This is a genomic window from Kocuria sabuli (assembly GCF_040981185.1).
In the GTDB taxonomy this organism is placed as follows: domain Bacteria; phylum Actinomycetota; class Actinomycetes; order Actinomycetales; family Micrococcaceae; genus Kocuria; species Kocuria sabuli.
The window spans coordinates 255,078-277,573 of the sequence record NZ_JAVHZE010000001.1; the positions used below are offsets into that span (position 1 = coordinate 255,078).

The following is a 22,496-nucleotide window of genomic DNA, read 5'->3' on the forward strand; positions in this document are numbered from 1 at the left end:
GACACGGCAGGACCGCGGCTCACGGCTGGTGGGTGGGGTCCTCCGGGCGCGGGTCGCCCGGGACCGCGGCGTCCGCCGTGCCGGCCTCCGCCCGGGCGGCGTCCGCCCGGGCGCCGGGGCGCGGGCGGGTGAGGCCCGCCGCGCGGTGGGCGAGCCCGGCGACGAGGCCGCCGAGCAGCGGCGCCGCCCAGAAGAGCCACAGCTGCGGGAGGTGGGACGCCCCGGCGACCACGGCGGCCCCGGAGGAGCGGGCCGGGTTCAGCGATCCGCCGTCGAACGGCGCGGTGATCGTGAGCAGGAAGGCCAGCGCCGCGGCCATGGCCACCGGGGCGAGGACGGCGTTGGCGCGGGGCGCGGTCGAGCCGAGCACCACGAGGGCGAGGAGCGCGGTGGCGACGAACTCGACCAGCAGCACGGTGGTCCACCCCGCCTGCGAGCTGGAGTTCGCGCCGAAGCCGTTGGAGACGGCCCCGAGCACCTGGGCGGTGGTGGCGGCGTCCAGCAGCGTCATCAGCACCGCCCACAGGACGCCGGCGGCGCTCAGCGCGCCCAGCACCTGGGCCACCACGTAGCCGATCGCGGGCACCGGGGAGGTGCGCCCCGCGACGACCGCGGCCAGCGTCACCGCCGGGTTGAAGTGCCCGCCGGAGACGTGGCCGAACGCGACGACCGCGGCGAGCAGGCCGAGGCCGAAGCCCAGCGCGGAGTCCACGACCTCGGTGGCGAACATGCCCGTGCCCAGCCCGGCGAAGACGAGCAGCGCCGTGCCCCCGAACTCCGCGGCCCACCGCGCCGGTGCGGAGGGGCCCGGCCCGGCCTCCGGGGCCGGGTCCTTGCGGGCGGCGGCGGGCACGGGGGCCGCGATGCCGGCCGGCGCCGGGGCCCGGTGGCCGCCGGGGGTGCCGGAGGGGCTCCCGGCGGGGGTGCTGCCGTGCGCCGGTCCGTCGGCGCCGGGGCGCGCGGCGGGGCCGTGGACGTTCTCGGTCATCGGGTTCTCCTCGGAGGGTCGTGCCGGCACGGGCGGGCGCCGTGGCGGTCAGGGGGCGCCACCCGTGCCATGCAACCACAGACGCCCGGGGGGCCCGGCAGGACGCTCCGGTGCGGACCGGCCGCCGACTACACTGACCGCATGCCCGCACCCCTCCTCCGCCCCGACGCCGGCCTGGACCCCGCCTGGCCCGAGTACGCCGACTCCGTGCGCGCCGCCCTGCTGGGCGGGGCCCTCGGGGACGCGATCGGCTACCGGGTCGGGACCGACCCGTACCCCCGCCTCGCCGAGCGCCACGGACCGGACGGTCTCGCGGGCCTCGACGGGACGGACGGCCCCGCGGCGCGGCTGCAGATCTCCGACGACACCCAGCTGACCCTCTACACCCTGGACGCCCTCCAGGAGGTCGTCGAGTGGGCGAACGACGGCCAGCCCGCCGACGAGACGGCCTGCCTGTGGCTGGCCTACCTGCGCTGGCTGCGCACGCAGGACGTCCCCTACCCGGCGGAGGCGCCGCGGCCCCTGCCGCGCCGCCTCGACGACTACGAGGTCCTGCACGCCGTCCGCGGACCGGGCGGCGCGGTGCTGGAGGCGCTGCGGAGCGGGCGGATGGGCGAGGTCGAGCGGCCGCTGCTGCCGGACGCCAAGGGCTGCGGAACGGTGATGCGCTCCGCCCCGTTCGGCCTGCTCCCGCACGTGGGGTGGCGCACCCTCGCGCCGCTGGCGATCAACGGGGCCGCGGTGACGCACGGGCACCCCGAGGCGCAGACCGCCGCGGCCGTCTACGGGTTCACGGTCCACGCCGCCGTCCGGGCCCGCAGGGAGGGCACGGAGCGGCCGGTCGCCGCCGCGGTCGCGGCGGCCCGCGAGACCGCCGGGAACCTCACGCGCCCGGTCGCCGAGACCCTCGCCCGGCTCGACGACGCCGTGCGCGCCGCCGAGCGGGAGGCCCTGGCCCCCGACGCGCTCACCGGCCTGCTCGGCGAGGGCTGGACGGCGCCGGAGGCGCTGGCCGTCGGGCTCTACGCGGCCCTGCGCGCCGAGGTCGAGGACGCGGCGGCCGCGGATCCGCAGTCGGTGTTCCGGCGCGCCGTGAGCCTGGGCGCGGCCCACGGCGGCGACTCGGACTCGACGGCCGCGATCGCCGGGGCCGTCACGGGCGCCGCGCTCGGGACGGCCGCGCTGCCCCCGGGGTGGCTCGCCGCGCTGGACGCCCGGGACGCGGTGGCCGAGGCCGCCGAGCGCTGGCTCAGGGAAGTCGGGGCGCCAGGCGCCTGACGCTCAGGCCGGAGCCGGCGAGCAGCGCGCCGACCGTGCCCGCCCCCGAGCGGCGTACGAGGTCCACCACGATCCCCGCGCACGCCCGGGCGTCCTCGAGGGCGTCGTGGTGGCGGTCCAGCGGGACCCCGGCGGCCTCGGCCGCCCGCGGCAGCGCGTAGGACGGCAGGTCGTAGCCGCGCCGGGCCAGTGCCAGGCTGCACGCGTAGGCCAGCGGGGCGTGGCGGGTGCCCGTCTCCGCGCAGGCGGCGCGGATCACGCCCATGTCGAAGGCCGCGTTGTGCGCCACGACCAGCTCGTCGGCGTCCTCCTCGAGGATCCAGTCCTCGATCCGCGGCCACAGCTCGTCGAAGACCGGGTGGTCCGCGACCGTGCGCTCGGTGATCCCGTGGATCCGGACGTTGCCGGGGTCGAAGTCGGCGCAGGTGCGCGGGGGCCGCATGTACGCGGAGCGCTCCTCCACCACCACCCCGCCTCGGACCCGGACCAGTCCGACCGCGCAGGGCGAGCCGATGAAGCGGTTGGCGGTCTCGAAGTCGATCGCGGTGAAGTCGAGGGAGGACGCGGCGGACGGGGACGCGGCGGCGGTCGTGTCAGCGGTCGTGTCGGGGGAAGCGGAGAACGGCACCGGAACAGCCTACTGCCCCGGCTCAGGCGGAGACGCCGCGCAGGTTGGTCTCGATCCAGTCGTCCGCCCGGGCGATGGACTGGTTGACCTGGGCGGTGTCGAGGTCGTGGTGCAGCGCGTACGCGACGGCCTGCAGCGGGAAGGTCCGCGCGTGCAGCAGCGCCCGCTCGTAGACCGCCTCGGACACGGCGGCCCGCAGGACGTCCCACCCGTACCACAGCCCGAGGGACGCGGCGTCGTGCGCGGGGTCGGAGAGGCAGGCGTGGTCCCAGTCGATGACGCCGGTCAGCTCCTCCCCGTTCCAGAGCATGTTGTGGCCCATGAGGTCCCCGTGCACCAGGCTGGGGGCCACCGTCGGCAGCGCGGCGAGCTCCGTCACGGCCTGCAGCGCGGCGTCCTGGTTGCGGGGCAGCAGCCGCGGGATGACCTCGTCGATGAGCACGTGCCGGCGGCGGTGCCCGCCCCAGTGCTGGCCGGGCCGGTCCAGGTACCGGGCGAAGCCGGAGGCGTCGACCTCCGCCAGCTCGGTCAGCACCCGGTGCAGCGCGGCCGGGTCCCCCTGCCCGGGCGGGTGCGGGAACCCGGGCAGCCAGGTGAGCCCCACCCCCGTGTAGCCGTGCGAGAACACCACCCCCGTGAGCGGCCGGGGGGTCGCGAACGAGAAGCGGGGCAGCCGCCGCAGGACCTCCGTGCGCCGCTCGACGTGCTCGCAGACGGTCGCGTTCTTGGCGATCCGCACGGAGATCACGTGCCCCACGTTCACCACCACGTGGGCGGACCCGCCCGCGTGGACCTCCCACTCGCCGCGGTCGGAGCGCATCCCGGCCTCGGCCAGGACGGCCTCGACGGCGCCGGCGAACGGCAGGTGGTGGAGCGACGACCAGGGCATGGGCAACTTCCTCGGTCCGGGCGGGTCAGTCGGGGACGGCGGCGGCGTCCGCGCGGAGCGCGGCCACGAGGTGCGGGAGCAGGGCTCGCATGGCGCGGCCCCGGTGGCTGACGGCGTTCTTCTCCGCGCGCGTGAGCTGGGCGACGGAGCGGTCGGAGCCCTCGGGGAGCAGGACGGGGTCGTAGCCGAAGCCGCCGTCCCCCACCGGTGCGCGCAACAGCGTGCCGCGCAGCACCCCGGTCTCCACGTGCTCCCGCCCGTCCGGGGTCGCGAGCGCGGCGGCGCACACGAACTGCGCGCCGCGGTGGGCGTTGGGGATGTCGGAGAGCTGCTCGAGCAGCAGCCGCAGGTTGGCGGCGTCGTCGCCGTGCCGCCCGGACCACCGGGCGGAGAAGATCCCGGGGGCCCCGTGCAGCACGTCGACGGCCAGGCCGGAGTCGTCGGCCACGGCGAGCAGCCCGGTCGCGGCGGCCGCGGAGCGGGCCTTGAGCAGGGCGTTGGCCTCGAAGCTGGTGCCGTCCTCGATGACGTCGGGGGCGCCCGCCGCGGCGGCGTCCACCACGAGCCGCTCGACGTCCGCGCCGGGCAGCGCGGCGGCGATCATCTCCCGCAGCTCGGCCAGCTTGCCGGCGTTGTGGGTGGCCAGGACCACGCGGGCGCCGTCGTGCTCAGGCACCGTCCCCCTCCCGCAGGGTCTCCACCTGGATCTGGGTCAGCTGGGCGCAGCCCGCGAGCGCGAGGTCGAGCAGGGCGTCCAGCTCGTCGCGGTCGAACGGGGCGCCCTCCGCGGTGCCCTGGACCTCCACGAAGTCACCGGAGCCGGTGACGACCACGTTCATGTCGGTCTCGGCCCGCACGTCCTCGACGTAGGGGAGGTCGAGCATCGGCACGCCGTCGATGATCCCGACGGACACGGCGGCGACGGTGTCGGTGAGCGGCTGGGCGCGCCGGGCGATCAGGCCCTCGGCCCGCGCCCAGCTGACGGCCTCCGCGAGCGCCACGTAGGCGCCGGTGATGGCTGCGGTGCGGGTGCCGCCGTCGGCCTGGAGGACGTCGCAGTCGAGGACCACGGTGTTCTCGCCCAGGGCGGAGAGGTCGATGACCGAGCGCAGGGACCGGCCGATGAGCCGGGAGATCTCGTGGGTGCGCCCGCCGATCTTGCCCTTCACGGACTCGCGGGCGGAGCGGGTGGAGGTCGCGCGCGGGAGCATCGCGTACTCGGCGGTCACCCAGCCGCGGCCCTCCCCCTTGAGCCAGCGCGGGACGCCCTCCGTCACGGAGGCGGTGCACAGCACCCGGGTGCTGCCGAACTCGATGAGCGCGGAGCCCTCCGCCTGCTGGGACCAGCCGCGGGTGATGGTGATGGGTCGCAGCTCGTCGGGCGAACGGCCGTCCGCCCGGATCGCCCCCGGGGTCGAAGGGGCCTGCGCGGTCGTGTCGACGGGGGAATCCATGGGCTCCACCTTACCCCTCGGTCCCGGGCGGGGACCCCTGTCCCGCAGCGGTGGGGCTCACGGTCCGACGGCGGCCGCGGGACGGCCGCTGCTGTGCCGGACGATGCGGTAGGTGTGGGCGGGCTCGGCCAGGCCGATGGGCCCCTCGAAGACCTCCCCGGCCTCCTCGAGGGCCAGCGCCGGGGAGTTCCAGACGGGCAGGTGGGTGAGCAGCAGCTTGCCGGCGCCGGCGTCGCGGGCCGCCTCGGCGGCGCACCGGCCGGTGAGGTGGATGCCGCGCAGGGCGTCGTCGCGCCCCTCGTGGTAGGCGGCCTCGCAGAGGAAGACGTCGGCGTCGCGGGCGGCGCGCACCAGGGCGTCGCACGCGTCGGTGTCCCCGGAGTAGGTCAGGGTGCTGGGGCCCAGCACCCCGTCGTAGTCGATGCGCAGGGCGTAGGGCTCGGGGGTGGGGTGCTGGACCAGGTAGGGCGTGACCGTGAACGGCCCGATCCGCACGGGCTCCTCCGGCGCCCAGGCGTGGAACTCGAACTCCCCGTGCATGCCCGGCTCGAGGGGCAGCCCGTGGGTGTTGCTGAGGTACTCGTGGATCCCGGAGGGCGCCCACAGCGGGATCCGCGCCCCGCCCCAGCCCCGCGGGTCCCACTTGACCGCGACGTGCAGCCCGGCGAGGTCGATGCAGTGGTCCGGGTGCAGGTGGCTGACGAGCACGGCGTCGATGTCGTGCAGGTCCAGGTGGCGCTGCAGGACGCCCAGGGCGCCGTTGCCCATGTCCAGCAGGACCCGCCAGGTCCGACCCTCGGCGTCCTCGCCGCTGACCAGGTAGCAGGACGCCGGGGAGTCCGGACCCGCGAAGGATCCGGTGCATCCGATGATGGTGAGTTTCATGGGCCAAGGCCTTCCAGGGGATCCGGTGGGACAGCGGCCGCTCCGGCCGCGGGGGCTGCTCAGGGAGCGGGGGTGCCGGAGCCCCCGATCATCTCCGGGGTGATCCGCGCGAGCGAGCCCGTGGGGAACTGCTCCGCCACGGAGCTGGTGTGCCGCACGCGCGCCACCTCCGGGCCCAGGAACCGCCGGGCGAGGACCTCGAAGGTCGCGGCGTCGCCGGTGGCGAGGAACTCGTGCCGGGCGGGCCGGCCCGGCTCCCGCTCGAGCCCGTGCCCGACGAGCGCCCGGTAGACGTCCTTGGCCGTCTCCTCCGCGCTGGAGACGAGGGTCACGGAGTCGCCCATGACGTAGGAGATGACGCCGGTGAGCAGGGGGTAGTGGGTGCAGCCGAGGACGAGGGTGTCCACGCCCGCGTCCTTGAGCGGGTCCAGGTAGCCCTGGGCCGTGGCGAGCAGCCCGGGCCCCGTGGTGACGCCCGCCTCCACGTAGTCCACGAACGCGGGACAGGCCACCGAGTCGATGCTCAGGTGGGGGGCGGCGGCGAAGGTGTCGTCGTAGGCGCGGGAGCCGACCGTGGCCTCGGTGCCGATCACCCCGATCCGGCCGTTGCGGGTCGAGGCCACCGCGCGGCGCACCGCCGGCTGGATCACCTCGACCACCGGGATGCCGTAGACCCGGGTGTAGCGCTCGCGGGCGTCGCGCAGGACCGCGGCCGAGGCCGTGTTGCAGGCGATCACCAGCAGCTTCACGCCGGAGTCCACGAGCTCGTCCATGATCCGCAGGGCGTTCGCCCGCACCTCGGCGATCGGCAGCGGCCCGTAGGGTCCGTGCGCGGTGTCGCCCACGTAGACGATCTCCTCGTGGGGCAGCTGGTCGATGATGGCGCGGGCCACGGTGAGCCCGCCCACCCCGGAGTCGAACACGCCGATGGGTGAACCGGGGTTGGGGCCGCGCGCGGCGCGGCCGCCGGACCCGAAGACGTCGTCATCCTGCATATCGTCAAGAGCCTAGTGCCGGGCGTGCCGCCGCCCCAAACCCCGCCGCTGCCGTGGCGCCGTGATCAGCGTCACGGTGCCGATGCACCCGGGCCCCCGGGTGCGTCGTCCCCGGTCAGCCCCGGGGCAGGTCGTGCAGCAGCGCCTCCATGAGGGTCTCCTGCAGCCACGAGACGAAGTTGTACAGCAATGACATGTAGGCCTCGACGTCCTCGATCGCGGACCAGTCGTCGTAGCGGCCCACGCGCTCGGCGTCCTCCTCGCTGCGGATCTCCAGCCGGTCGGCCAGGACCAGCCGGACGTCGTTGAGCGCCCGGCCGAAGGCCTGCGCCTGCTCGGGGTCCAGCCGCACGGGCTGGGCCTCCAGCGCCAGGGCCGCCTGCCGGAGCGCGCCCATCTTGGCCTCCCGCAGCCCCCGCTCGGTGTAGCGGCGGAACTCCGCCGCCCGCTCGGGGTCGGGGCTGGCGTCGGGCAGCAGCCTCCGCAGGGCGGAGTCCTCCGGGGCGGAGGCGTCCGCGGACACGCCGAGCATCCGCTCGAGCGGGTCCTCCGAGACCGGCTCCTCCGGCGCCAGGGTCTGCGCCACGTCCGCGAAGAGCTTCTGCAGCAGCTCCTTCTCCGCGTCCTCGAACCGGGCGGTGATGCCCTTCCGGGTCGACCGGAACCCCTGCGCCATCAGCGGCCCCCCGCCTGCTCGAAGGTGGCCCACAGCCCGAACCCGTGCATGGCCGCCGTGTGGGTCTCGGCCTCCTCGAGGGAGCCGCTGGCCACGACGGAGCGCCCCTGCTGGTGGACCTGCAGCATCAGCGCCCGGGCCTTGTCCTCCGGGTAGCCGAAGTAGGAGCGGAACACGTAGGTCACGTAGCTCATGAGGTTGACCGGGTCGTCCCAGACCACCACGTTCCAGGGGCGTTCGGTCGCCGCGGACGCCGACGTCTCCCCGGCGGTCCGGGTGCCGGTCTCCGGGTGAACGGTGGCCGCGGCGCGGACGGCGGCGGAGAGGGTGGAGTGCATGGTCCGTCCATCGTAGCGAGTCCGGCGGGCCGGGCGCACCGGCGGCGTCGCTAGAGTGGTGCCCGTGAACCAGCGCAGCCACCGGTGGGCCCCGCCGCCCACCTCCCTCATGACCGACCACTACGAGCTCACCATGCTGCAGGCGGCCCTGCACTCGGGCACCGCGCACCGGCGCAGCGTGTTCGAGGTCTTCGCCCGGCGGCTGCCGGCCGGGCGCCGCTACGGCGTGGTCGCGGGCACCGGGCGCCTCCTCGAGGGCCTCGGGAACTTCTGCTTCGACGACGAGCAGCTGCGCTTCCTCGCCGGGACGGGGGTGGTCAACCGCTCCACCCTGGACTACCTGGCCGACTTCCGGTTCACGGGCTCGATCTCCGGCTACGCCGAGGGCGAGGCCTACTTCCCCTCCTCGCCGGTGCTCGTGGTCGAGGCGTCGTTCGCGGAGGCGTGCGTCCTCGAGACCTACATCCTGTCCGTGCTCAACTACGACAGCGCGGTGGCCTCGGCCGCGTCGCGCATGGTCGGCGCGGCGGCGGGCCGTCCGTGCATCGAGATGGGCTCGCGCCGGGCCCACGAGGAGGCCGCGGTCGCGGCGGCGCGCGCGGCGGTGATCGGCGGCTTCGACTCCACGTCGAACCTCGAGGCCGGCTACCGCTACGGGATCCGGACCGTGGGCACGGCCGCCCACTCCTTCACCCTGCTGCACGACAGCGAGGAGGACGCCTTCCGCGCCCAGCTGCAGTCGATGGGTCGCGGCACGACCCTGCTCGTGGACACCTACGACGTCGAGACCGCCGTCCGGAAGGCCGTCGAGCTCGCCGGGCCCGAGCTGGGCGGCGTGCGCCTGGACTCCGGCGACCTCGTCACCCAGGCCGCGTGGGTGCGGGGCCTGCTCGACGAGCTCGGCAACCCGGACACCCGCATCACCGTCACCTCGGACCTGGACGAGTACGCGATCGCCTCCCTCAACGCCGCGCCGGTCGACGCGTTCGGCGTGGGCACCCGGGTGGTCACCGGCTCCGGCGCCCCCACGTCCTCGATGGTCTACAAGCTCGTGGCGCGGGAGGACTCCTCCGGCGAGCTGCAGCCCGTGGCCAAGGCCGCCACGGGCAAGGTGTCGGTCGGCGGGCGCAAGCACGCCCTGCGCCGCCGCGACGAGCACGGCACCGCCACCCACGAGATGGTCGGGATCGGCCGGGCCCCCCTCGATGACGGCGACGACCGCCCCCTGCTCCAGGAGTTCGTCCACCGCGGCGAGCTGCTCGACGGGTGGACCGGGCCCGCTGGCGTGGACCGGGCCCGGGCGCGGCACACCGCCTCCGTGGCCGAGCTGCCCCGCTCGGCCCGGCGGCTGAGCGAGGGCGACCCCGTCATCCCCACCGTGGTCGGGCCGGAGGCCCCGGCCTGAGCCGGCGGCGCACCGACCCGGCCGGACCCCGTCCGGCCCCGACCAACCCGACCGGACCCGAGCCGAGGAGGAACACCATGAGAACCGCACTGATCGTCGTCGACGTGCAGAACGACTTCTGCGAGGGCGGGGCCCTCGCCGTGAGCGGGGGCGCCGAGGTGGCCGCCGCCGTGTCCGAGCACCTCGAGAACCACCACGGGGAGTACGCCGCCGTGGCCGCCACCCAGGACTGGCACATCGACCCGGGGGCGCACTTCTCCGACGAGCCCGACTACGTGCACTCCTGGCCGGTGCACTGCGTGGCCGACTCCGCCGGCGCCCACACGCACCCGGACCTGGACACCGACTGGATCCAGGCGTGGTTCCGCAAGGGCGAGCACGATGCCGCCTACTCCGGCTTCGAGGGCCTGCTCGCCCCGGACGCGGACGTGCCGATGGGCGACGACGAGGACGTGGACGACGAGCCCGACGTCAGCCTCGACGACTGGCTGCGCGAGCACGAGGTCGAGGCCGTGGAGATCGTGGGCCTGGCCACCGACCACTGCGTGCGGGCCACCGCCCTGGACGCCGTCGAGGCCGGCTACGACACCCGGGTCCTCGTGGACCTCACCGCAGGCGTCGCCGGGGAGAGCACGGCGCGCGCCCTGCAGGAGATGGCCGACGCCGGGGTCGAGATCGTCCGGTCCTGACCGGCCTCCCCCGCCGGACACGGCGGCGGCCCGCATCCCACCGGGTGCGGGCCGCCCGGCCGTCACTTGCGGCCGACGAACCAGTCCTGCAGCTTCTTCACGCGGGCCTGCAGCTGCGCCTCGTTGGCCTGCGCCACCGGGGGGCCGCCGCACACGCGGCGCAGCTCGTTGTGCACCATGCCGTGCGGGGTGCCCGTGCGCGAGGCCCAGGCGGAGACGTTCTTGGACAGGGTCGCGCGCAGCTCCTTGAGCCGCCGGTGGTCGGGCACCGCCGCCGGCTCCGGGGCCGGCACCGATCGCCGGCGGGCGTGCTGGGACTGCCGCTCCCGCAGCAGCGCCGAGACCTGGTCCGCCTCGAGCAGGCCCGGGATGCCCAGGAAGTCGGCCTCCTCCTCGGAGCCCACCGCCACGCCGCCGCCGAACGCGCCGCCGTCGAAGAGCACGCCGTGGAAGGACGCGTCGGAGCCGATGGCCTCGAAGCGGCCCTGCGCGAGCGCCGCGGACGCCTTCTCCTCCCGGTTGGCCTCCTCGAGCAGGTCGTCGTCCCAGCCCTCCTCCATCGGGTCGGCGGGCAGCCCGGTCTCCTCCGCGGCGGGCCTGTCGAGGGCGTGGTCCCGCTCGGCCTCCATCTCGTTGGCCAGCTGCATCAGCGCGGGCACGGACGGCAGGAACACGGACGCGGTCTCCCCGCGCTTGCGGGCGCGCACGAAGCGGCCGACGGCCTGGGCGAAGAACAGCGGGGTGGACGTGGACGTCGCGTAGACGCCCACGGCGAGGCGCGGGACGTCCACGCCCTCGGAGACCATGCGCACGGCGACCATCCAGCGGCTCTCGCCCGCGGAGAACTCGTCGATCCGGTCGGAGGCGCCCTTGTCGTCGGAGAGCACCACGGTCGGGTTCTCGCCCGTGATCCGGCGCAGCTGCGCGGCGTAGGCCTTGGCGTCCTGGTGGTCCGTGGCGATGACCAGCGCCCCGGCGTCCGGCACGGTGCGCCGGACCTCCGTGAGCCGCTGGTCGGCGGCCTGCAGGACCGAGGGGATCCACTGCCCGTTCGGGTCCAGCGCGGTGCGCCAGGCCTGGGCGGTGATGTCCTTGGTGAAGCCCTCGCCGAGCTCGGCGGCCATCTCCTCGCCCGCGCTCGTGCGCCAGCGCATCTGCCCCGAGTAGGCGAGGAAGATTACGGGCCGGACCACGTGGTCCTTCAGGGCGTCGCCGTAGCCGTAGGTGTAGTCGGAGGTCGAGCGGCGGATGCCGTCCCCGTCCTCCGCGTAGCGCACGAACGGGATCGGTGCGGTGTCCGAGCGGAACGGCGTGCCGGTCAGCGCGACCCGGCGGACGGCCGGGTCGAAGGCCTCCTGCAGTCCGTCGCCCCAGGTGAGGGAGTCGCCGGCGTGGTGGATCTCGTCCATGATCACCAGCGTGCGGCCCGCCTCGGTCCGGGCCCGGTGCAGCAGCGGCTTCATGGCCACCTGCGAGTAGGTCACGGCCGCGCCCAGGTAGTCGCGGCCGTGGGAGCCGTCCGCGTTCTTGAAGTTGGGGTCGATCGCGAGTCCCACGCGGGCGGCGGCGTCCGCCCACTGCCGCTTGAGGTGGTCGGTGGGGGTCACCACCGTGATGCGGTTGACGGTGCCGCGGTCGAAGAGCTCCTTGGCCACCCGCAGCGCGAAGGTCGTCTTGCCCGCGCCGGGAGTCGCCACGGCCATGAAGTCCTGGGGCTGGGTCTCGAAGTAGCGCCGCAGCGCCTCCGCCTGCCACGCGCGCAGCTTGGGGGCGGTGCCCCACGCGGCGCGGTCGGGATAGGCCGGGGGGAGGTCGGCGGCGGCGCCGAACAAGGACAGCTGGTCGTCCTGGGACACGGTGACGACGTCCTTTCGCTCGTGGTGCCGCTGCCTGGCGGCCGCGGCGGATGACGGGGGGCGCGGCGGCGGGCCACGCAAAAGCGCCCGCCGGCGGCGGGCGCTTCGGCGGAGGGTCCGTGCTCAGCCCTGGTCGTCGCCGCGGTCGTTGCTCGGGCGCAGGCCCTCGTAGATCTCCTTGCAGGTGGGGCACACGGGGAACCGCTGCGGGTCCCGCCCCGGCACCCAGACCTTGCCGCACAGCGCGATCACGGGCTCGCCGGAGAGGGCGGACTCCATGATCTTCTCCTTGCGCACGTAGTGCGCGAAGCGCTCGTGGTCGCCGGGCTCGTGGAGCTCCCGGGTCTCCTCGCGCTCGATGGTGGTGGTGCCGCCCGCCGGCTGCGCCGGATCGGTGCCGTAGGGGCTGTCGTCCAGCCCGTTGCTCGGGGTGCCGGTGGTCGAGGCTGGGAAGGAGTGCATGGGCGCCACTTTACCCCGTCGCCGTCGCCGGGCGCGCGTCCGGGGCCGGCTCAGCGGAACCGGGCGACCTCCTGGAGCAGCTCGGGCGCCCGCCGGTCGTACCAGCGCCCGCCCACGACGACCCCGAGCCAGCACAGGAGCGGGCCCAGCAGCACCCCGGCGACCAGCGCCCCCCACCCCCACAGGGCGCTCCCCCCGGCCGCGTGCACGACCAGGGGCACCGCCGCGGGCAGCGTGAGGACGAGCATGAGGCCGAGGGCCACGAACTGCACGAGCACGTTGAGCACCGTGAAGCCCTCCGGGGTCTTGAGCGGGGAGGCCCCCGGCGGTGCCACCGGGTAGGTGTAGCGCGCGGACATCACCGAGGCCAGGCCGCAGCCGCCCAGGAGCGCGAGCACCGTGGTCCCGAGCAGGCCCGGCAGCAGGCGCCAGTGGCCCTCCATCGCCAGCGGCAGCAGCAGCCCGGCGGCCGACAGCGGCACCGCGACCACGAGCAGCGCGAGCACCCGCCCCGCGCGGTCGTGCACGCCCCGCACGCCCGTGAGCAGGTGCAGGTGGACGGCGGTGTTGTCCGAGGACACGTCCGCGGAGATCGTGTAGGCGAGCAGCGCCGCGACCATGGGGCCCAGGGCGTGGAACAGCACGTTGGGCCCGCCGGGGTCGCGGACCAGCCACAGCAGCACGGCGAGCGCGGGGATGACGAGCAGCCCCGCCGAGTAGCGCGGGTCCCTGAACCAGTAGATCAGGCACCGGGCCGCGACGGCGGCCCAGGGGCGCGGCGGCAGCCGGTCGAACAGCCCGGCGTCGGAGCTCTCGCTGGAGGCCGCGCCGCGCTCGCCGGCGGTGCTGGTGAGGGCCCGCTGCTGGGCGACGCGCCAGGCGAGCACGAGGGCGAGCACGGTCAGCGCCGTTCCGGCGAGCCGGGCGGCGGCCTGGGCCCACTGCCCGGCCGCGACGTCCGCGGGGACGGCCCAGACGGCGCCCAGCGGTGTCCAGGCCAGCACCCCGGCGTAGTCCGGGAGCCGTTCCCACACGAGCTCCAGCCCGCTCACGAGCCCCGCGAACAGGGGGCCGAGGAGCACCAGGCCCACGATCGCGAGCACCGACAGCAGCTCCGTGAGCCGGCGCCGGCGGCTGAGCCCGATCGCGAGCGCCGTGACGCAGCGGGAGCCGGTGAACAGCAGCGCGAGCGCGAGGGGCAGGCAGACGAGGGCCGCGAGGACGGCCGCCCCCGAGGACCGCCACGAGAGCACCGACCCGGCCAGCGCGAGCGCCGTCAGGGCCCCGGGGACGCCGACGAGCGCGCCGAGGAGCTGCCCCCACTGGACCTGGCCGACCGTCAGCGGGAAGAGGGCCAGCCGGGCCGGGTCCAGGGTCGCGTCGGCGCGGGAGGCGAGCACGGGCACCAGCCACCAGGCCAGGGTGGCCGCCGAGCCGGCGAGGACCAGCACGGTCCGCACGAGGCTGAGGTCCTGCTCCCCGAGCAGGAACAGCCCCACGAGCGACGAGACCAGGAGGAAGAAGAAGTACGCGGCGCCCAGGACGGTGCCCACGAGCACCCAGGTGCTGCGGGTGAGGGTGTTGAGCAGGATCCTCGCCTTGAGGGTCACGAGGCGGCGGGCCAGGGCCGCCGTGCCCGCCCGGCCGGGGGGCGCGCCCTGCGGGTCGGGCGCGAGCCCCGGGCTCACTCCGGGCGCAGCCACGAGAGCCCCTCCCCCGTCTCCCGGCGCCCGCCGACCAGCTCCACGAAGCGGTCCTCGAGCGGGGCCCCGGCCCGCACCTCGTCGACCGTGCCGGCGGCGAGCACGCGGCCCCGGTCCATGACCGCCACGTGGTCGCACATCCGCTGCACCAGGTCCATGACGTGGCTGGAGACGACGACGGTCCCCCCGGCGGCCACGAAGCCGTGCAGGATCTGGCGGATGTTGGCGGCCGAGACGGGGTCCACCGACTCGAACGGCTCGTCGAGCACGAGCAGGCTGGGGGCGTGGACGAGGGCGCCGGCGAGGGCGATCTTCTTCGTCATGCCGGCGGAGTAGTCCTGGACCTGGGTCCCGGCGTCGCCGAGCAGGTCCATGGCCTGCAGGAGGTCCTCGGTGCGCGCGGCGACGACCTCGCGGTCCATCCCGCGCAGCAGGCCGGAGTAGGTGACGAGCTGTCGGCCCGTGAGCCGGTCGAACAGGTGCACGCCGTCGGGCAGCACGCCCATGAGCTGCTTCGCCCGGCGGGGTTCGGCCCACACGTCCACGCCGGTCACCCGGACGGCCCCGGCCGTCGGGCGCAGCAGGCCGGTGGCCATGGAGAGCATGGTCGTCTTGCCGGCGCCGTTGCGGCCCACGAGGCCGAAGAAGGACCCGCGGGGGACGTCCAGGTCGACACGGTCGACGGCGACCTTGGCCTCCGGGGTGCCGGGCCGGCCGAAGACCCGGACGAGCCCGCGCACGCTCAGCGCGGGGTGCCCGCCGGGCGGGGCGGAGCGGTCCGGCGCCGGGGACGGGGCCGGGGCGTCGTGCAGGGGCGGCTGGTGGCTCATGCCTCCAGCGTAGGCAGGCGGCTCACGGGACGCCTCCGGCGCGCGGCGGACCCCGGTGCCCCCGGCCCGGGACGGGCTCCGCCGGACGGCGGAGCCGGGGCGCGGGCCCGCGAGGCCGGGCCGGGACGCGGGCTCAGAAGAGGGCGCGCATCAGGGCGCCCCGCGCGGTGACCACCCGGGGGTCCTCGGCGCCCACGACGTCGAAGAGCTCGAGCAGGCGCCGGCGCACGGTGTCGCGGTCCTCCCCCGCCGTGCGGCGCACGAGGTCCAGCAGCCGCCGGAAGGCGTCCTCGACGTGGCCGCCCGAGACGTCGAGGTCCGCGACCGTCAGCTGCGCCGCGACGTCGTCCGGGGCGGCGGCGGCCTCGGCGCGGACCGTGGCCGCGTCCAGCGGCAGCACGCGCTGCAGGAGGTGGACCTGGGCGAGGGCGAGCTTGGCCTCCCGGTCCCCGGGGTTCTCGGCGATCGCCCGGCGGTACGCGGCCTCGGCGGCGTCCAGGTCCCCGGCCTCGAGGGCGTCCGCCGCCTCCTGGTGCAGCGGGGGCAGCGGCTCGGGCTCGTCGGCGCGCACCGGGTCCACGGTCCCGGAGATCCCGTTCTGCTCGGCGAGGCCCAGCAGCTCGTCCAGGAACTGGGCCACCTGCTCGGCCGGGACGGTGGAGTTGAACAGCGGCACGGGCCGCCCGCCCAGCAGCGCCACGACCGTCGGCACGGACTGCGCCTGGAACATCTGCGCGATCTCCGGGGAGGCCTCGGCGTCCACGGAGGCCAGCAGGATCCGCCCGCGGTAGCGGTCGACGACCTGCTCCAGGGTGTCCGCGAACGCGACCGACTGCTCGCTGAAGCGGGCCCACAGCGCGAAGACGACCGGGACCTGGGTGGAGAGCTGGGCGACGTCCTGGAAGTCCGCGGTGCCCACCTCGCGGCGGTACCCGCCCGTGCCGGGCGCGTCGGCGGGCGCGGTGGCCGGGGCGCCCGCGCCCAGGTCCACGGCTCCCCGCACGGAGGCCGGCAGCGCGGGCTCGGGCTGCGGGGCGGGCTCCGTGGTGCTGCGCGGCTGCTGGTGCTGGAACTCGTTCACAAGCGTCTCCTGGTGACTCGGCGGTGGACCCGGCCGGCCGCGAGGGGCCGGGGATCCGGGTCGGTGGCGGTGCGGCGGACGCCGCGGGTCTACCCCCGATTATCGACGGCGGGCCGCGGCTCGGCCACCGGCGCGGGCCGGTGTACGCTTCCGGCGTGACTGCGGCCCGGCCGGACGCGACGGCGGAGGCGGGCCCGCGGCGCGCCCGCAGACCGCACCTGGAGCAGCCATGACGCCATCCGAGCCCGGGCCCGCGCCGGGGGCCGAACCGCCCCGGCGGAGGCGCTCCCCGGCACGCGCGCGCCGCGTCGAGGCCGTCGACCGGTTCCTGCGGCCGCTGCCCGGGGCGCGCCCGCGCCGCCGCTTCGAGGTGCCGCCCGAGCGCGGCGAGCGCCCGGTCCGGCCGCCGGGTCCGCCGCCGGGGCTCGCCCGGCCCGTGCAGACCGGCTTCCTGCTCGCCGTGGGAGTGGGTCTGGCGCTGCTCGGCTGGTGGGTGCTCGCGAACGTCGGGCCCCTGGTCGGCTGGGTCGTCACGGCCACGTTCCTCGCCCTCGGCCTCGAGCCCCTCGTGCGGTGGCTCGAGGCCCGCTCGCTCCCACGCCCGGGGGCCGTGGCGCTCGTGGTGCTGGGCCTGGCCGGTGCGCTGGCCGCGCTGATCGGCTTCGTGGTCCCCCGGATCGTGGCCGAGGCCGCCCAGCTGGCGGCGCGGATGCCCGGGCTCGTCGACGACGTCCTCGGCTCGCGGACCTTCGCCGAGCTGGACGAGCGCTTCGGGGTGCGCGGCTCCACCGAGCAGTGGCTCCAGGTCCTGGGCGGGAGGGTCGGCGCCGACGGCGACCTCCTGGGCGGGGTCTTCGGCGGGGTGCTGGGCCTGGGCACGGTGGTGATCCACGCGGTGGCGGGGACCCTGATCGTGCTCGCCCTCACCCTCTACTTCCTGTTCTCGCTGCCGGTGATGACGCAGTGGGCCTACCGGCTGGCCCCGGCCTCCCGCCGCGCCCGGGTCCAGGAGCTGGGCGACCGGATGGTCCGCGGGGTCGGCAACTACGTGGTGGGCCAGGCGTGCGTGGCCCTGCTCAACGCCGCGGTGGCGCTGACGCTGATGCTGCTCACCGGGGTGCCGTTCGCGGCGCTGCTGTCCCTGGTCGTGGCGCTGCTCGCGTTCGTCCCCCTCGTGGGCGGGGTGCTGGCGGGGATCCTGGTCTCGCTCGTGGCGCTGACCGCGGGCTGGGGGACGGCCGTGCCCTACGCGATCGGCTACTTCGCCTATCTGCAGGTCGAGGCCTACTTCGTCTCCCCGCGGATCATGCGCCGGGCGGTGGCCGTGCCCGGCGCCATCGCCGTGATCTCCGTGGCCGCCGGCGGGGCGCTGTGGGGGGTGCTGGGGGCGCTGATCGCGATCCCCACGGCCGCGGCGGGACTGATCCTGGTGCGCGAGGTGTTCGTCCCCCGGCAGGACCGGCGCTGAGCCGCCGGTGCGGCCACGACGGGGCGGCGCTCAGCGGCGGGTGCGCCAGCAGCGCTCGTGCCAGTGCCGGCGGTCCTCGAAGGCGCTGCGCGAGCCCAGCAGGGAGTCCTGCTGCCACACGACGAGGTGGGGGGTCCCCGGCGGGATCGCGCGTCCGCAGCCGGGGCAGGAGTATGTCTTGACGGCGTTGGCCGGGCGCACGTGCCGGACCATCCAGTCCCCGTCGGGGGCGCGCTCCACCGTGGGCGCCGGCTCCAGGACCCGCTCCACGGACCACGCCTCCCGCCCCGCCCCGCGCTGCCACTTGCTGGCGCGCGCACCGGCGGCCGGGCCGCCGGACCGGCGGCCGCGCGAGGAGTGGTTGGAGCGTGGCACGGCGACATCCTCTCACACGGGCCCCGGCGCCGGAGGGCCGGGGCGTTCGTTAGGCTGGACCCCGTGCGTCTCGTCATTGCCGATTGCTCCGTCGACTACGAAGGGCGTCTGCGCGCCCACCTGCCCGCGGCCTGCCGTCTGCTGCTCGTGAAGGCCGACGGCTCCGTGCTCGTGCACTCGGACGGGGGCAGCTACAAGCCCCTGAACTGGATGAGCCCGCCGGCACGCCTGCACGTGGGTGAGCCGGACGCCGAGCTCGCCGCCGAGGGGGTGGTGCAGACGTGGACGGTGCAGGCCGCCAAGAGCGACGACCGGCTGGTCATCCAGGTCTTCGAGATCCACGAGGACGTCTCCCACGAGCTCGGGGTGGACCCCGGCCTGGTGAAGGACGGGGTCGAGGCGGATCTGCAGCGCCTGCTCGCCGAGCAGATCCACCTGCTGGGCGCCGGGCACACCCTCGTGCGGCGGGAGTACCCCACGGCGATCGGTCCGGTGGACATCCTCGCCCGCGACGCCGGGGGCGCGACCGTGGCCGTGGAGCTCAAGCGCCGCGGGGACATCGACGGCGTCGAGCAGCTCACCCGCTACCTGGAGCTGCTCAACCGCGACCCGCTGCTGGCGCCCGTGCGCGGGGTGTACGCCGCGCAGCAGATCAGGCCGCAGGCCCGGGTGCTCGCCGAGGACCGCGGCATCGCCTGCCTGACCCTCGACTACGACGGGATGCGCGGGGTCGACGACATCGACGCCCGGCTGTTCTGAGCCCGGCGGCCCCCGCCGCGGGGTCACGCGCTGAGCGAACACTTCGTGCGGCCCGATGATCAGCAGGCGAACAACGTTGACCGGCCCCGGGGGATGTGTGAAGCTGAACATGTTCTTCGTTCCATGTTTTGCATGCTCGCAGAACGGGTAAGCGAGCGTGATGTTCGACCTGGACCACGACCTCCGCCCCGTGTGGGGAGGGGTTGCGGCCCGCGGCTCATCTCGTCCTACCGCCCTCCCGTGCACGACCTGTGCACACGTTTCGCACCATCTCGCAAGGAGAGATTTCATGGCCCAGGGCACCGTCAAGTGGTTCAACGCCGAAAAGGGCTTCGGCTTCATCACCCCCGACGACTCCGACTCGGACGTGTTCGTCCACTACTCGGAGATCCAGTCGGGCGGCTTCCGCACCCTCGAGGAGAACCAGCGCGTCGAGTTCGAGATCGGCCAGGGCCAGAAGGGTCCGCAGGCCACCGGCGTCACGCCCATCTGATCCGCCTCCGGCGCATCGGTTGAGCGAGAGCCCCGCACCCGTCCCGGGTGCGGGGCTCCTCCGTGCTCGGGTACCCGCCCTCAGTACGGGGAGCCCACGAGGTGGCGCTCGACGGCGGCGCCGGCCGCCGCCAGCTGCTCCACGAAGTGCTCGTAGCCGCGGTCGACGTGCTCCACGCCGTGCACGTCGGTGGTGCCCGCCGCCGCCATCCCCGCGATCACCAGGGCCGCGCCCGCCCGGATGTCCCTCGCCTCCACCGGCGCCCCGGAGAGCACGGGCGTCCCGGCGACGAGGGCGTGGTGGCCGTCGAGCCGCACGCTGGCCCCCAGCCGCTCGAGCTCCGCCGTGAAGCCCCAGCGGGCTTCGAAGACGTTCTCGGTGACCATGCCCGAGCCCTCGGCGACGGCGTTGAGCGCCACCACGAACGGCTGCAGGTCGGTCGGGAAGCCCGGGTAGGGCAGGGTGGAGACGTTAATGGCACGGGGGCGCGCCGGTCCGGCCACCACGAAGCGGCCGTCGTCGGTGTCCACGCGGCACCCGGCCGCGCGCAGCTTGTCGAGCACCACCGCCAGGTGGGCCGGTTCCGCGCCCTCGATCCGCACGGTCCCCCCGGTCACGGCGGCGGCGAAGGCCCACGTGCCGGCCACGATCCGGTCCGGCACCGTCCGGTGCTCCACCGGGTGCAGGGACGCCACGCCGACCACCGTGACGGTGCTCGTGCCCAGCCCCTCGATCCGGGCGCCCATCCCCTGCAGCATCCGGCCGATGTCCACGATCTCCGGCTCGCGCGCCGCGTTCTCGACCACGGTGGTGCCCTCGGCCAGGGTCGCGGCCATCATGAGGTTCTCCGTGGCCCCCACGGACGGGTAGTCCAGGCGGAAGTGCGTCCCGCGCAGGGCCTGCGGCACGGAGGCCACCAGGTAGCCGCGCTCGATCTGCAGCACCGCCCCCATCGCCTCGAGGCCCGCACGGTGCATGTCCAGGCCGCGGGAGCCGATGGCGTCCCCGCCGGGCAGGGCCACCTCGGCGACGTGGCAGCGGGCGACCAGCGGGCCCAGCACGGAGATCGACGCGCGCATGGCCCGGACCAGGTCGTAGTCCGCCTGGTGGTGCAGCACCGCGGGGACGTCGATCCGCACGGTCTGCTCCACCCGGTCGTAGGCCACCGCGCAGCCCAGGCGGCGCAGCAGCTCCGCCATGATGGTCACGTCCTGGATCTCCGGCACGTTCGTGATCGTGGACTCGCCCTCGGCCAGCAGCGCCGCGGCCATCAGCTTGAGCACGCTGTTCTTCGCCCCGGAGACGCGCAGCGTGCCCTCGACCGCGGTGGGCCCGTGCACGACGATCTTCTCTTCCATCCACTCTCCTGAGCGGTCTCGGCCGGGCACCGCGTCGGGCCCCGGGTACGGCCGCGGCCTCCGCACCGGTGGTGCGGAGGCCGCGGCTGTGCGTGGTGCGCGGGGACGGGCCCCGCGCGGTCGGTCCGGGTCAGGCGGCGGCGCTCGCGAGCTCCACGTTGTCCGCCACGATCGTGACCCGGTCGTTGTCGACGAACACGAACCCGGAGTCGATCGTGCCCTCGAGCCGCGAGCCGTCCAGCGGGTCCAGTGCGAAGCCGCCCGGCCGGAGCAGGCCGGCCACGGCCTCGTGCCCGGGCAGGATACCGATGTCGCCCTCGGAGGTGCGGACCCGCACCATCCGGGCCGTACCGGTCCACACGGCCTGCTCGAGGGAGACGATTTCGACGATCATCTCGGCCATGGCTACTTGCCGCCGGTCCGGGTCTTGATCTCGTCCCACTTCTGCATGACGTCGTCCAGGCCGCCGACGTTGTAGAACGCCTGCTCCGGGACGTGGTCGAACTCGCCCTCGGTGATCTTCCCGAACGCCTCGATGGTCTCGGCCAGCGGGACCGTGGAGCCCTCGACACCGGTGAACTGCTTGGCGGTGTAGGTGTTCTGGGAGAGGAACTGCTCGATCCGGCGGGCGCGCGAGACGACGACCTTCTGCTCCTCGGAGAGCTCCTCGACGCCGAGGATCGCGATGATGTCCTGCAGCTCCTTGTTCTCCTGCAGGATCGACCGGACGCGGATCGCGACGTCGTAGTGCTCCTGGCCCACGATCTGCGGGTCGAGGATGCGGGAGGTCGAGGTCAGCGGGTCGATCGCCGGGTAGAGGCCACGGGACGCGATGTCGCGGGAGAGCTCCGTGGTCGCGTCCAGGTGGGCGAACGTCGTGGCCGGGGCCGGGTCGGTGTAGTCGTCGGCGGGCACGTAGATCGCCTGCATCGAGGTGATCGAGTGGCCGCGGGTCGACGTGATGCGCTCCTGGAGCACGCCCATCTCGTCCGCCAGCGTGGGCTGGTAGCCCACGGCCGAGGGGATGCGGCCCAGCAGGGTCGACACCTCGGAGCCCGCCTGGGTGAAGCGGAAGATGTTGTCCACGAACAGCAGGACGTCCTGGTTCTGCACGTCGCGGAAGTACTCCGCCATGGTCAGACCGGTCAGGGCCACCCGCAGACGCGTTCCCGGCGGCTCGTCCATCTGGCCGAACACGAGGGCGGTGTCCTTGAGGACGCCCGCCTCCTCCATCTCGACCCAGAGGTCGTTGCCCTCACGGGTGCGCTCGCCCACGCCGGCGAAGACCGAGGTGCCGCCGAAGTTGCGGGCCACACGCGTGATCATCTCCTGGATGAGCACGGTCTTGCCCACGCCGGCGCCGCCGAACAGGCCGATCTTGCCGCCCTTGATGTAGGGGGTGAGCAGGTCGATCGACTTGATGCCGGTCTCCATCATCTCCGTGGAGCCCTCGAGCTCCGCGAAGGACGGGGCCTTGCGGTGGATCGGCCAGCGCTCGGTGATCTCCAGGGAGGAGGTCTCGACGTCGAGGGCGTCGCCGAGCACGTTGAAGATGTGCCCCTTGACGACGTCGCCCACCGGCACGGAGATCGGTCCGCCGGAGTCCTTGACCTCGGTGCCGCGGACCAGGCCGTCGGTCTGCTGCAGCGCGATCGCGCGGACCATGTTGTCGCCCAGGTGCTGGGCGGTCTCGAACGTGATCGTCCGCGGCTCGCCGTTGAGCTCGTACTGGGCCGTCAGGGCGTTGTAGATGCCGGGAACGGCGTGCTCCGGGAACTCGACGTCGACGACCGGCCCGATGACCCGGGCGATGCGGCCCGTGGCGCCGCCCGAGACCGGCTGACCGGACTGTTCGCTGATGGTGGCAGTCATTTCTCTCACTTCAC

At 75.0% G+C, this 22,496-nt stretch carries 24 protein-coding genes; 6 read left to right on the top strand and 18 right to left on the bottom strand.

Translation table 11 applies throughout. The features are described 5' to 3' along the window. Window positions 1-19 precede the first annotated feature (19 nt). Window positions 20-988, bottom strand: coding sequence for an MIP/aquaporin family protein (locus tag RE027_RS01175; protein WP_368806398.1), 969 nt, complete (start codon window positions 986-988; stop codon window positions 20-22). Window positions 989-1,129: 141 nt separating this feature from the next. Here RE027_RS01175 and RE027_RS01180 point away from each other — a divergent pair, with 141 nt between their 5' ends. Then, window positions 1,130-2,266 (top strand): ADP-ribosylglycohydrolase family protein, encoded by a 1,137-nt coding sequence (locus tag RE027_RS01180; protein ID WP_368806399.1) that lies wholly within the window; start codon window positions 1,130-1,132, stop codon window positions 2,264-2,266. Here RE027_RS01180 and RE027_RS01185 read toward each other — a convergent pair. The 8 genes from RE027_RS01185 to clpS form a co-directional block, all read right to left on the bottom strand. Next, on the bottom strand, window positions 2,238-2,894 hold the full coding sequence (locus RE027_RS01185; RefSeq protein WP_368806400.1) for an exonuclease domain-containing protein: 657 nt from the start codon (window positions 2,892-2,894) through the stop codon (window positions 2,238-2,240). The genes RE027_RS01180 and RE027_RS01185 overlap by 29 nt on opposite strands. 22 nt (window positions 2,895-2,916) lie before the next feature. Further along, the gene (locus tag RE027_RS01190) at window positions 2,917-3,783 is read right to left on the bottom strand and encodes a phosphotransferase family protein (RefSeq protein ID WP_368806401.1); all 867 of its coding nucleotides are present in this window, start codon (window positions 3,781-3,783) and stop codon (window positions 2,917-2,919) included. 25 nt (window positions 3,784-3,808) lie between these two features. Continuing rightward, window positions 3,809-4,459: an RdgB/HAM1 family non-canonical purine NTP pyrophosphatase gene (gene rdgB / locus RE027_RS01195; RefSeq protein WP_368806402.1), complete on the bottom strand. Its 651-nt coding sequence runs from the start codon at window positions 4,457-4,459 to the stop codon at window positions 3,809-3,811. Continuing rightward, window positions 4,452-5,237, bottom strand: a complete 786-nt coding sequence (gene rph / locus RE027_RS01200; RefSeq protein ID WP_368806403.1) for a ribonuclease PH — start codon at window positions 5,235-5,237, stop codon at window positions 4,452-4,454. Before rph ends, rdgB begins: the two co-directional genes overlap by 8 nt. Before the next feature lie 57 nt (window positions 5,238-5,294). Then, a complete protein-coding gene (locus tag RE027_RS01205) occupies window positions 5,295-6,122 on the bottom strand; it encodes an MBL fold metallo-hydrolase (protein ID WP_368806404.1) in 828 nt (275 codons plus the stop codon). Window positions 6,123-6,181: 59 nt separating this feature from the next. Next, the gene (gene murI / locus RE027_RS01210; protein ID WP_368806405.1) at window positions 6,182-7,117 is read right to left on the bottom strand and encodes a glutamate racemase; all 936 of its coding nucleotides are present in this window, start codon (window positions 7,115-7,117) and stop codon (window positions 6,182-6,184) included. A gap of 115 nt (window positions 7,118-7,232) precedes the next feature. Further along, a complete protein-coding gene (locus tag RE027_RS01215; protein WP_368806406.1) occupies window positions 7,233-7,793 on the bottom strand; it encodes a DUF2017 domain-containing protein in 561 nt (186 codons plus the stop codon). Then, entirely contained in the window at window positions 7,793-8,131 is a 339-nt protein-coding gene (clpS, locus tag RE027_RS01220) for an ATP-dependent Clp protease adapter ClpS (protein WP_368806407.1), read from the bottom strand. The genes RE027_RS01215 and clpS overlap by 1 nt, the downstream gene beginning before the upstream one ends. A 55-nt stretch (window positions 8,132-8,186) precedes the next feature. On the opposite strand from clpS, the gene RE027_RS01225 reads away from it, so the two are divergent. Further along, entirely contained in the window at window positions 8,187-9,536 is a 1,350-nt protein-coding gene (locus RE027_RS01225; protein WP_438612400.1) for a nicotinate phosphoribosyltransferase, read from the top strand. Between the two features lie 77 nt (window positions 9,537-9,613). Beyond that, window positions 9,614-10,225 carry an isochorismatase family protein gene (locus RE027_RS01230; protein ID WP_368806409.1) on the top strand — a complete coding sequence of 204 codons (612 nt, stop codon included), beginning with the start codon at window positions 9,614-9,616 and terminating at the stop codon, window positions 10,223-10,225. 62 nt (window positions 10,226-10,287) lie between these two features. Here the strand turns inward: RE027_RS01230 and RE027_RS01235 are convergent, their stop codons facing one another. The 5 genes from RE027_RS01235 to RE027_RS01255 form a co-directional block, all read right to left on the bottom strand. Then, complete coding sequence (locus RE027_RS01235; protein WP_368806410.1) at window positions 10,288-12,081, bottom strand: DEAD/DEAH box helicase; 1,794 nt, start codon at window positions 12,079-12,081, stop codon at window positions 10,288-10,290. Window positions 12,082-12,204: 123 nt separating this feature from the next. Then, window positions 12,205-12,543 carry a DUF3039 domain-containing protein gene (locus RE027_RS01240; RefSeq protein WP_368806411.1) on the bottom strand — a complete coding sequence of 113 codons (339 nt, stop codon included), beginning with the start codon at window positions 12,541-12,543 and terminating at the stop codon, window positions 12,205-12,207. Window positions 12,544-12,593: 50 nt separating this feature from the next. After that, complete coding sequence (locus RE027_RS01245; RefSeq protein WP_368806412.1) at window positions 12,594-14,246, bottom strand: hypothetical protein; 1,653 nt, start codon at window positions 14,244-14,246, stop codon at window positions 12,594-12,596. Continuing rightward, a complete protein-coding gene (locus RE027_RS01250; RefSeq protein ID WP_368806413.1) occupies window positions 14,228-15,076 on the bottom strand; it encodes an ABC transporter ATP-binding protein in 849 nt (282 codons plus the stop codon). The genes RE027_RS01245 and RE027_RS01250 overlap by 19 nt, the downstream gene beginning before the upstream one ends. A 133-nt stretch (window positions 15,077-15,209) precedes the next feature. After that, entirely contained in the window at window positions 15,210-16,157 is a 948-nt protein-coding gene (locus RE027_RS01255; RefSeq protein ID WP_368806414.1) for a tetratricopeptide repeat protein, read from the bottom strand. A 229-nt stretch (window positions 16,158-16,386) separates the two neighbouring features. Between RE027_RS01255 and RE027_RS01260 the strand changes: the two genes are divergently transcribed. Further along, window positions 16,387-17,625 (top strand): AI-2E family transporter, encoded by a 1,239-nt coding sequence (locus RE027_RS01260; RefSeq protein ID WP_368806415.1) that lies wholly within the window; start codon window positions 16,387-16,389, stop codon window positions 17,623-17,625. A gap of 30 nt (window positions 17,626-17,655) precedes the next feature. Here the strand turns inward: RE027_RS01260 and RE027_RS01265 are convergent, their stop codons facing one another. After that, entirely contained in the window at window positions 17,656-18,000 is a 345-nt protein-coding gene (locus tag RE027_RS01265; protein ID WP_368806416.1) for an Rv1322 family protein, read from the bottom strand. Window positions 18,001-18,063: 63 nt separating this feature from the next. Between RE027_RS01265 and nucS the strand changes: the two genes are divergently transcribed. Further along, a complete protein-coding gene (gene nucS / locus RE027_RS01270; RefSeq protein WP_368806417.1) occupies window positions 18,064-18,759 on the top strand; it encodes an endonuclease NucS in 696 nt (231 codons plus the stop codon). Window positions 18,760-19,048: 289 nt separating this feature from the next. Then, a complete protein-coding gene (locus RE027_RS01275) occupies window positions 19,049-19,252 on the top strand; it encodes a cold-shock protein (RefSeq protein WP_368806418.1) in 204 nt (67 codons plus the stop codon). A gap of 80 nt (window positions 19,253-19,332) precedes the next feature. Here RE027_RS01275 and murA read toward each other — a convergent pair whose 3' ends face one another. From murA to atpD, 3 genes are all read right to left on the bottom strand, one after another. Beyond that, window positions 19,333-20,610, bottom strand: a complete 1,278-nt coding sequence (gene murA, locus RE027_RS01280; RefSeq protein WP_368806419.1) for a UDP-N-acetylglucosamine 1-carboxyvinyltransferase — start codon at window positions 20,608-20,610, stop codon at window positions 19,333-19,335. 130 nt (window positions 20,611-20,740) lie between these two features. After that, window positions 20,741-21,013, bottom strand: coding sequence for a F0F1 ATP synthase subunit epsilon (locus RE027_RS01285; RefSeq protein ID WP_368806420.1), 273 nt, complete (start codon window positions 21,011-21,013; stop codon window positions 20,741-20,743). A 2-nt stretch (window positions 21,014-21,015) separates the two neighbouring features. Further along, on the bottom strand, window positions 21,016-22,482 hold the full coding sequence (gene atpD / locus RE027_RS01290) for a F0F1 ATP synthase subunit beta (RefSeq protein WP_368806421.1): 1,467 nt from the start codon (window positions 22,480-22,482) through the stop codon (window positions 21,016-21,018). Between the last annotated feature and the right edge of the window lie 14 nt (window positions 22,483-22,496).

What these genes read in the sequence shown, in the direction of transcription:
- RE027_RS01285 (WP_368806420.1), bottom strand. Translation starts at nt 21,013, where the DNA reads ATGGCCGAGATGATCGTCGAAATCGTCTCCCTCGAGCAGGCCGTGTGG.
- RE027_RS01250 (WP_368806413.1), bottom strand. Translation starts at nt 15,076, where the DNA reads ATGAGCCACCAGCCGCCCCTGCACGACGCCCCGGCCCCGTCCCCGGCG.
- RE027_RS01260 (WP_368806415.1), top strand. Translation starts at nt 16,387, where the DNA reads ATGACGCCATCCGAGCCCGGGCCCGCGCCGGGGGCCGAACCGCCCCGG.
- RE027_RS01240 (WP_368806411.1), bottom strand. Translation starts at nt 12,543, where the DNA reads ATGCACTCCTTCCCAGCCTCGACCACCGGCACCCCGAGCAACGGGCTG.
- RE027_RS01175 (WP_368806398.1), bottom strand. Translation starts at nt 988, where the DNA reads ATGACCGAGAACGTCCACGGCCCCGCCGCGCGCCCCGGCGCCGACGGA.
- clpS (WP_368806407.1), bottom strand. Translation starts at nt 8,131, where the DNA reads ATGCACTCCACCCTCTCCGCCGCCGTCCGCGCCGCGGCCACCGTTCAC.
- RE027_RS01190 (WP_368806401.1), bottom strand. Translation starts at nt 3,783, where the DNA reads ATGCCCTGGTCGTCGCTCCACCACCTGCCGTTCGCCGGCGCCGTCGAG.
- RE027_RS01215 (WP_368806406.1), bottom strand. Translation starts at nt 7,793, where the DNA reads ATGGCGCAGGGGTTCCGGTCGACCCGGAAGGGCATCACCGCCCGGTTC.
- RE027_RS01205 (WP_368806404.1), bottom strand. Translation starts at nt 6,122, where the DNA reads ATGAAACTCACCATCATCGGATGCACCGGATCCTTCGCGGGTCCGGAC.
- RE027_RS01180 (WP_368806399.1), top strand. Translation starts at nt 1,130, where the DNA reads ATGCCCGCACCCCTCCTCCGCCCCGACGCCGGCCTGGACCCCGCCTGG.
- rph (WP_368806403.1), bottom strand. Translation starts at nt 5,237, where the DNA reads ATGGATTCCCCCGTCGACACGACCGCGCAGGCCCCTTCGACCCCGGGG.
- RE027_RS01230 (WP_368806409.1), top strand. Translation starts at nt 9,614, where the DNA reads ATGAGAACCGCACTGATCGTCGTCGACGTGCAGAACGACTTCTGCGAG.
- murA (WP_368806419.1), bottom strand. Translation starts at nt 20,610, where the DNA reads ATGGAAGAGAAGATCGTCGTGCACGGGCCCACCGCGGTCGAGGGCACG.
- RE027_RS01275 (WP_368806418.1), top strand. Translation starts at nt 19,049, where the DNA reads ATGGCCCAGGGCACCGTCAAGTGGTTCAACGCCGAAAAGGGCTTCGGC.
- atpD (WP_368806421.1), bottom strand. Translation starts at nt 22,482, where the DNA reads ATGACTGCCACCATCAGCGAACAGTCCGGTCAGCCGGTCTCGGGCGGC.
- murI (WP_368806405.1), bottom strand. Translation starts at nt 7,117, where the DNA reads ATGCAGGATGACGACGTCTTCGGGTCCGGCGGCCGCGCCGCGCGCGGC.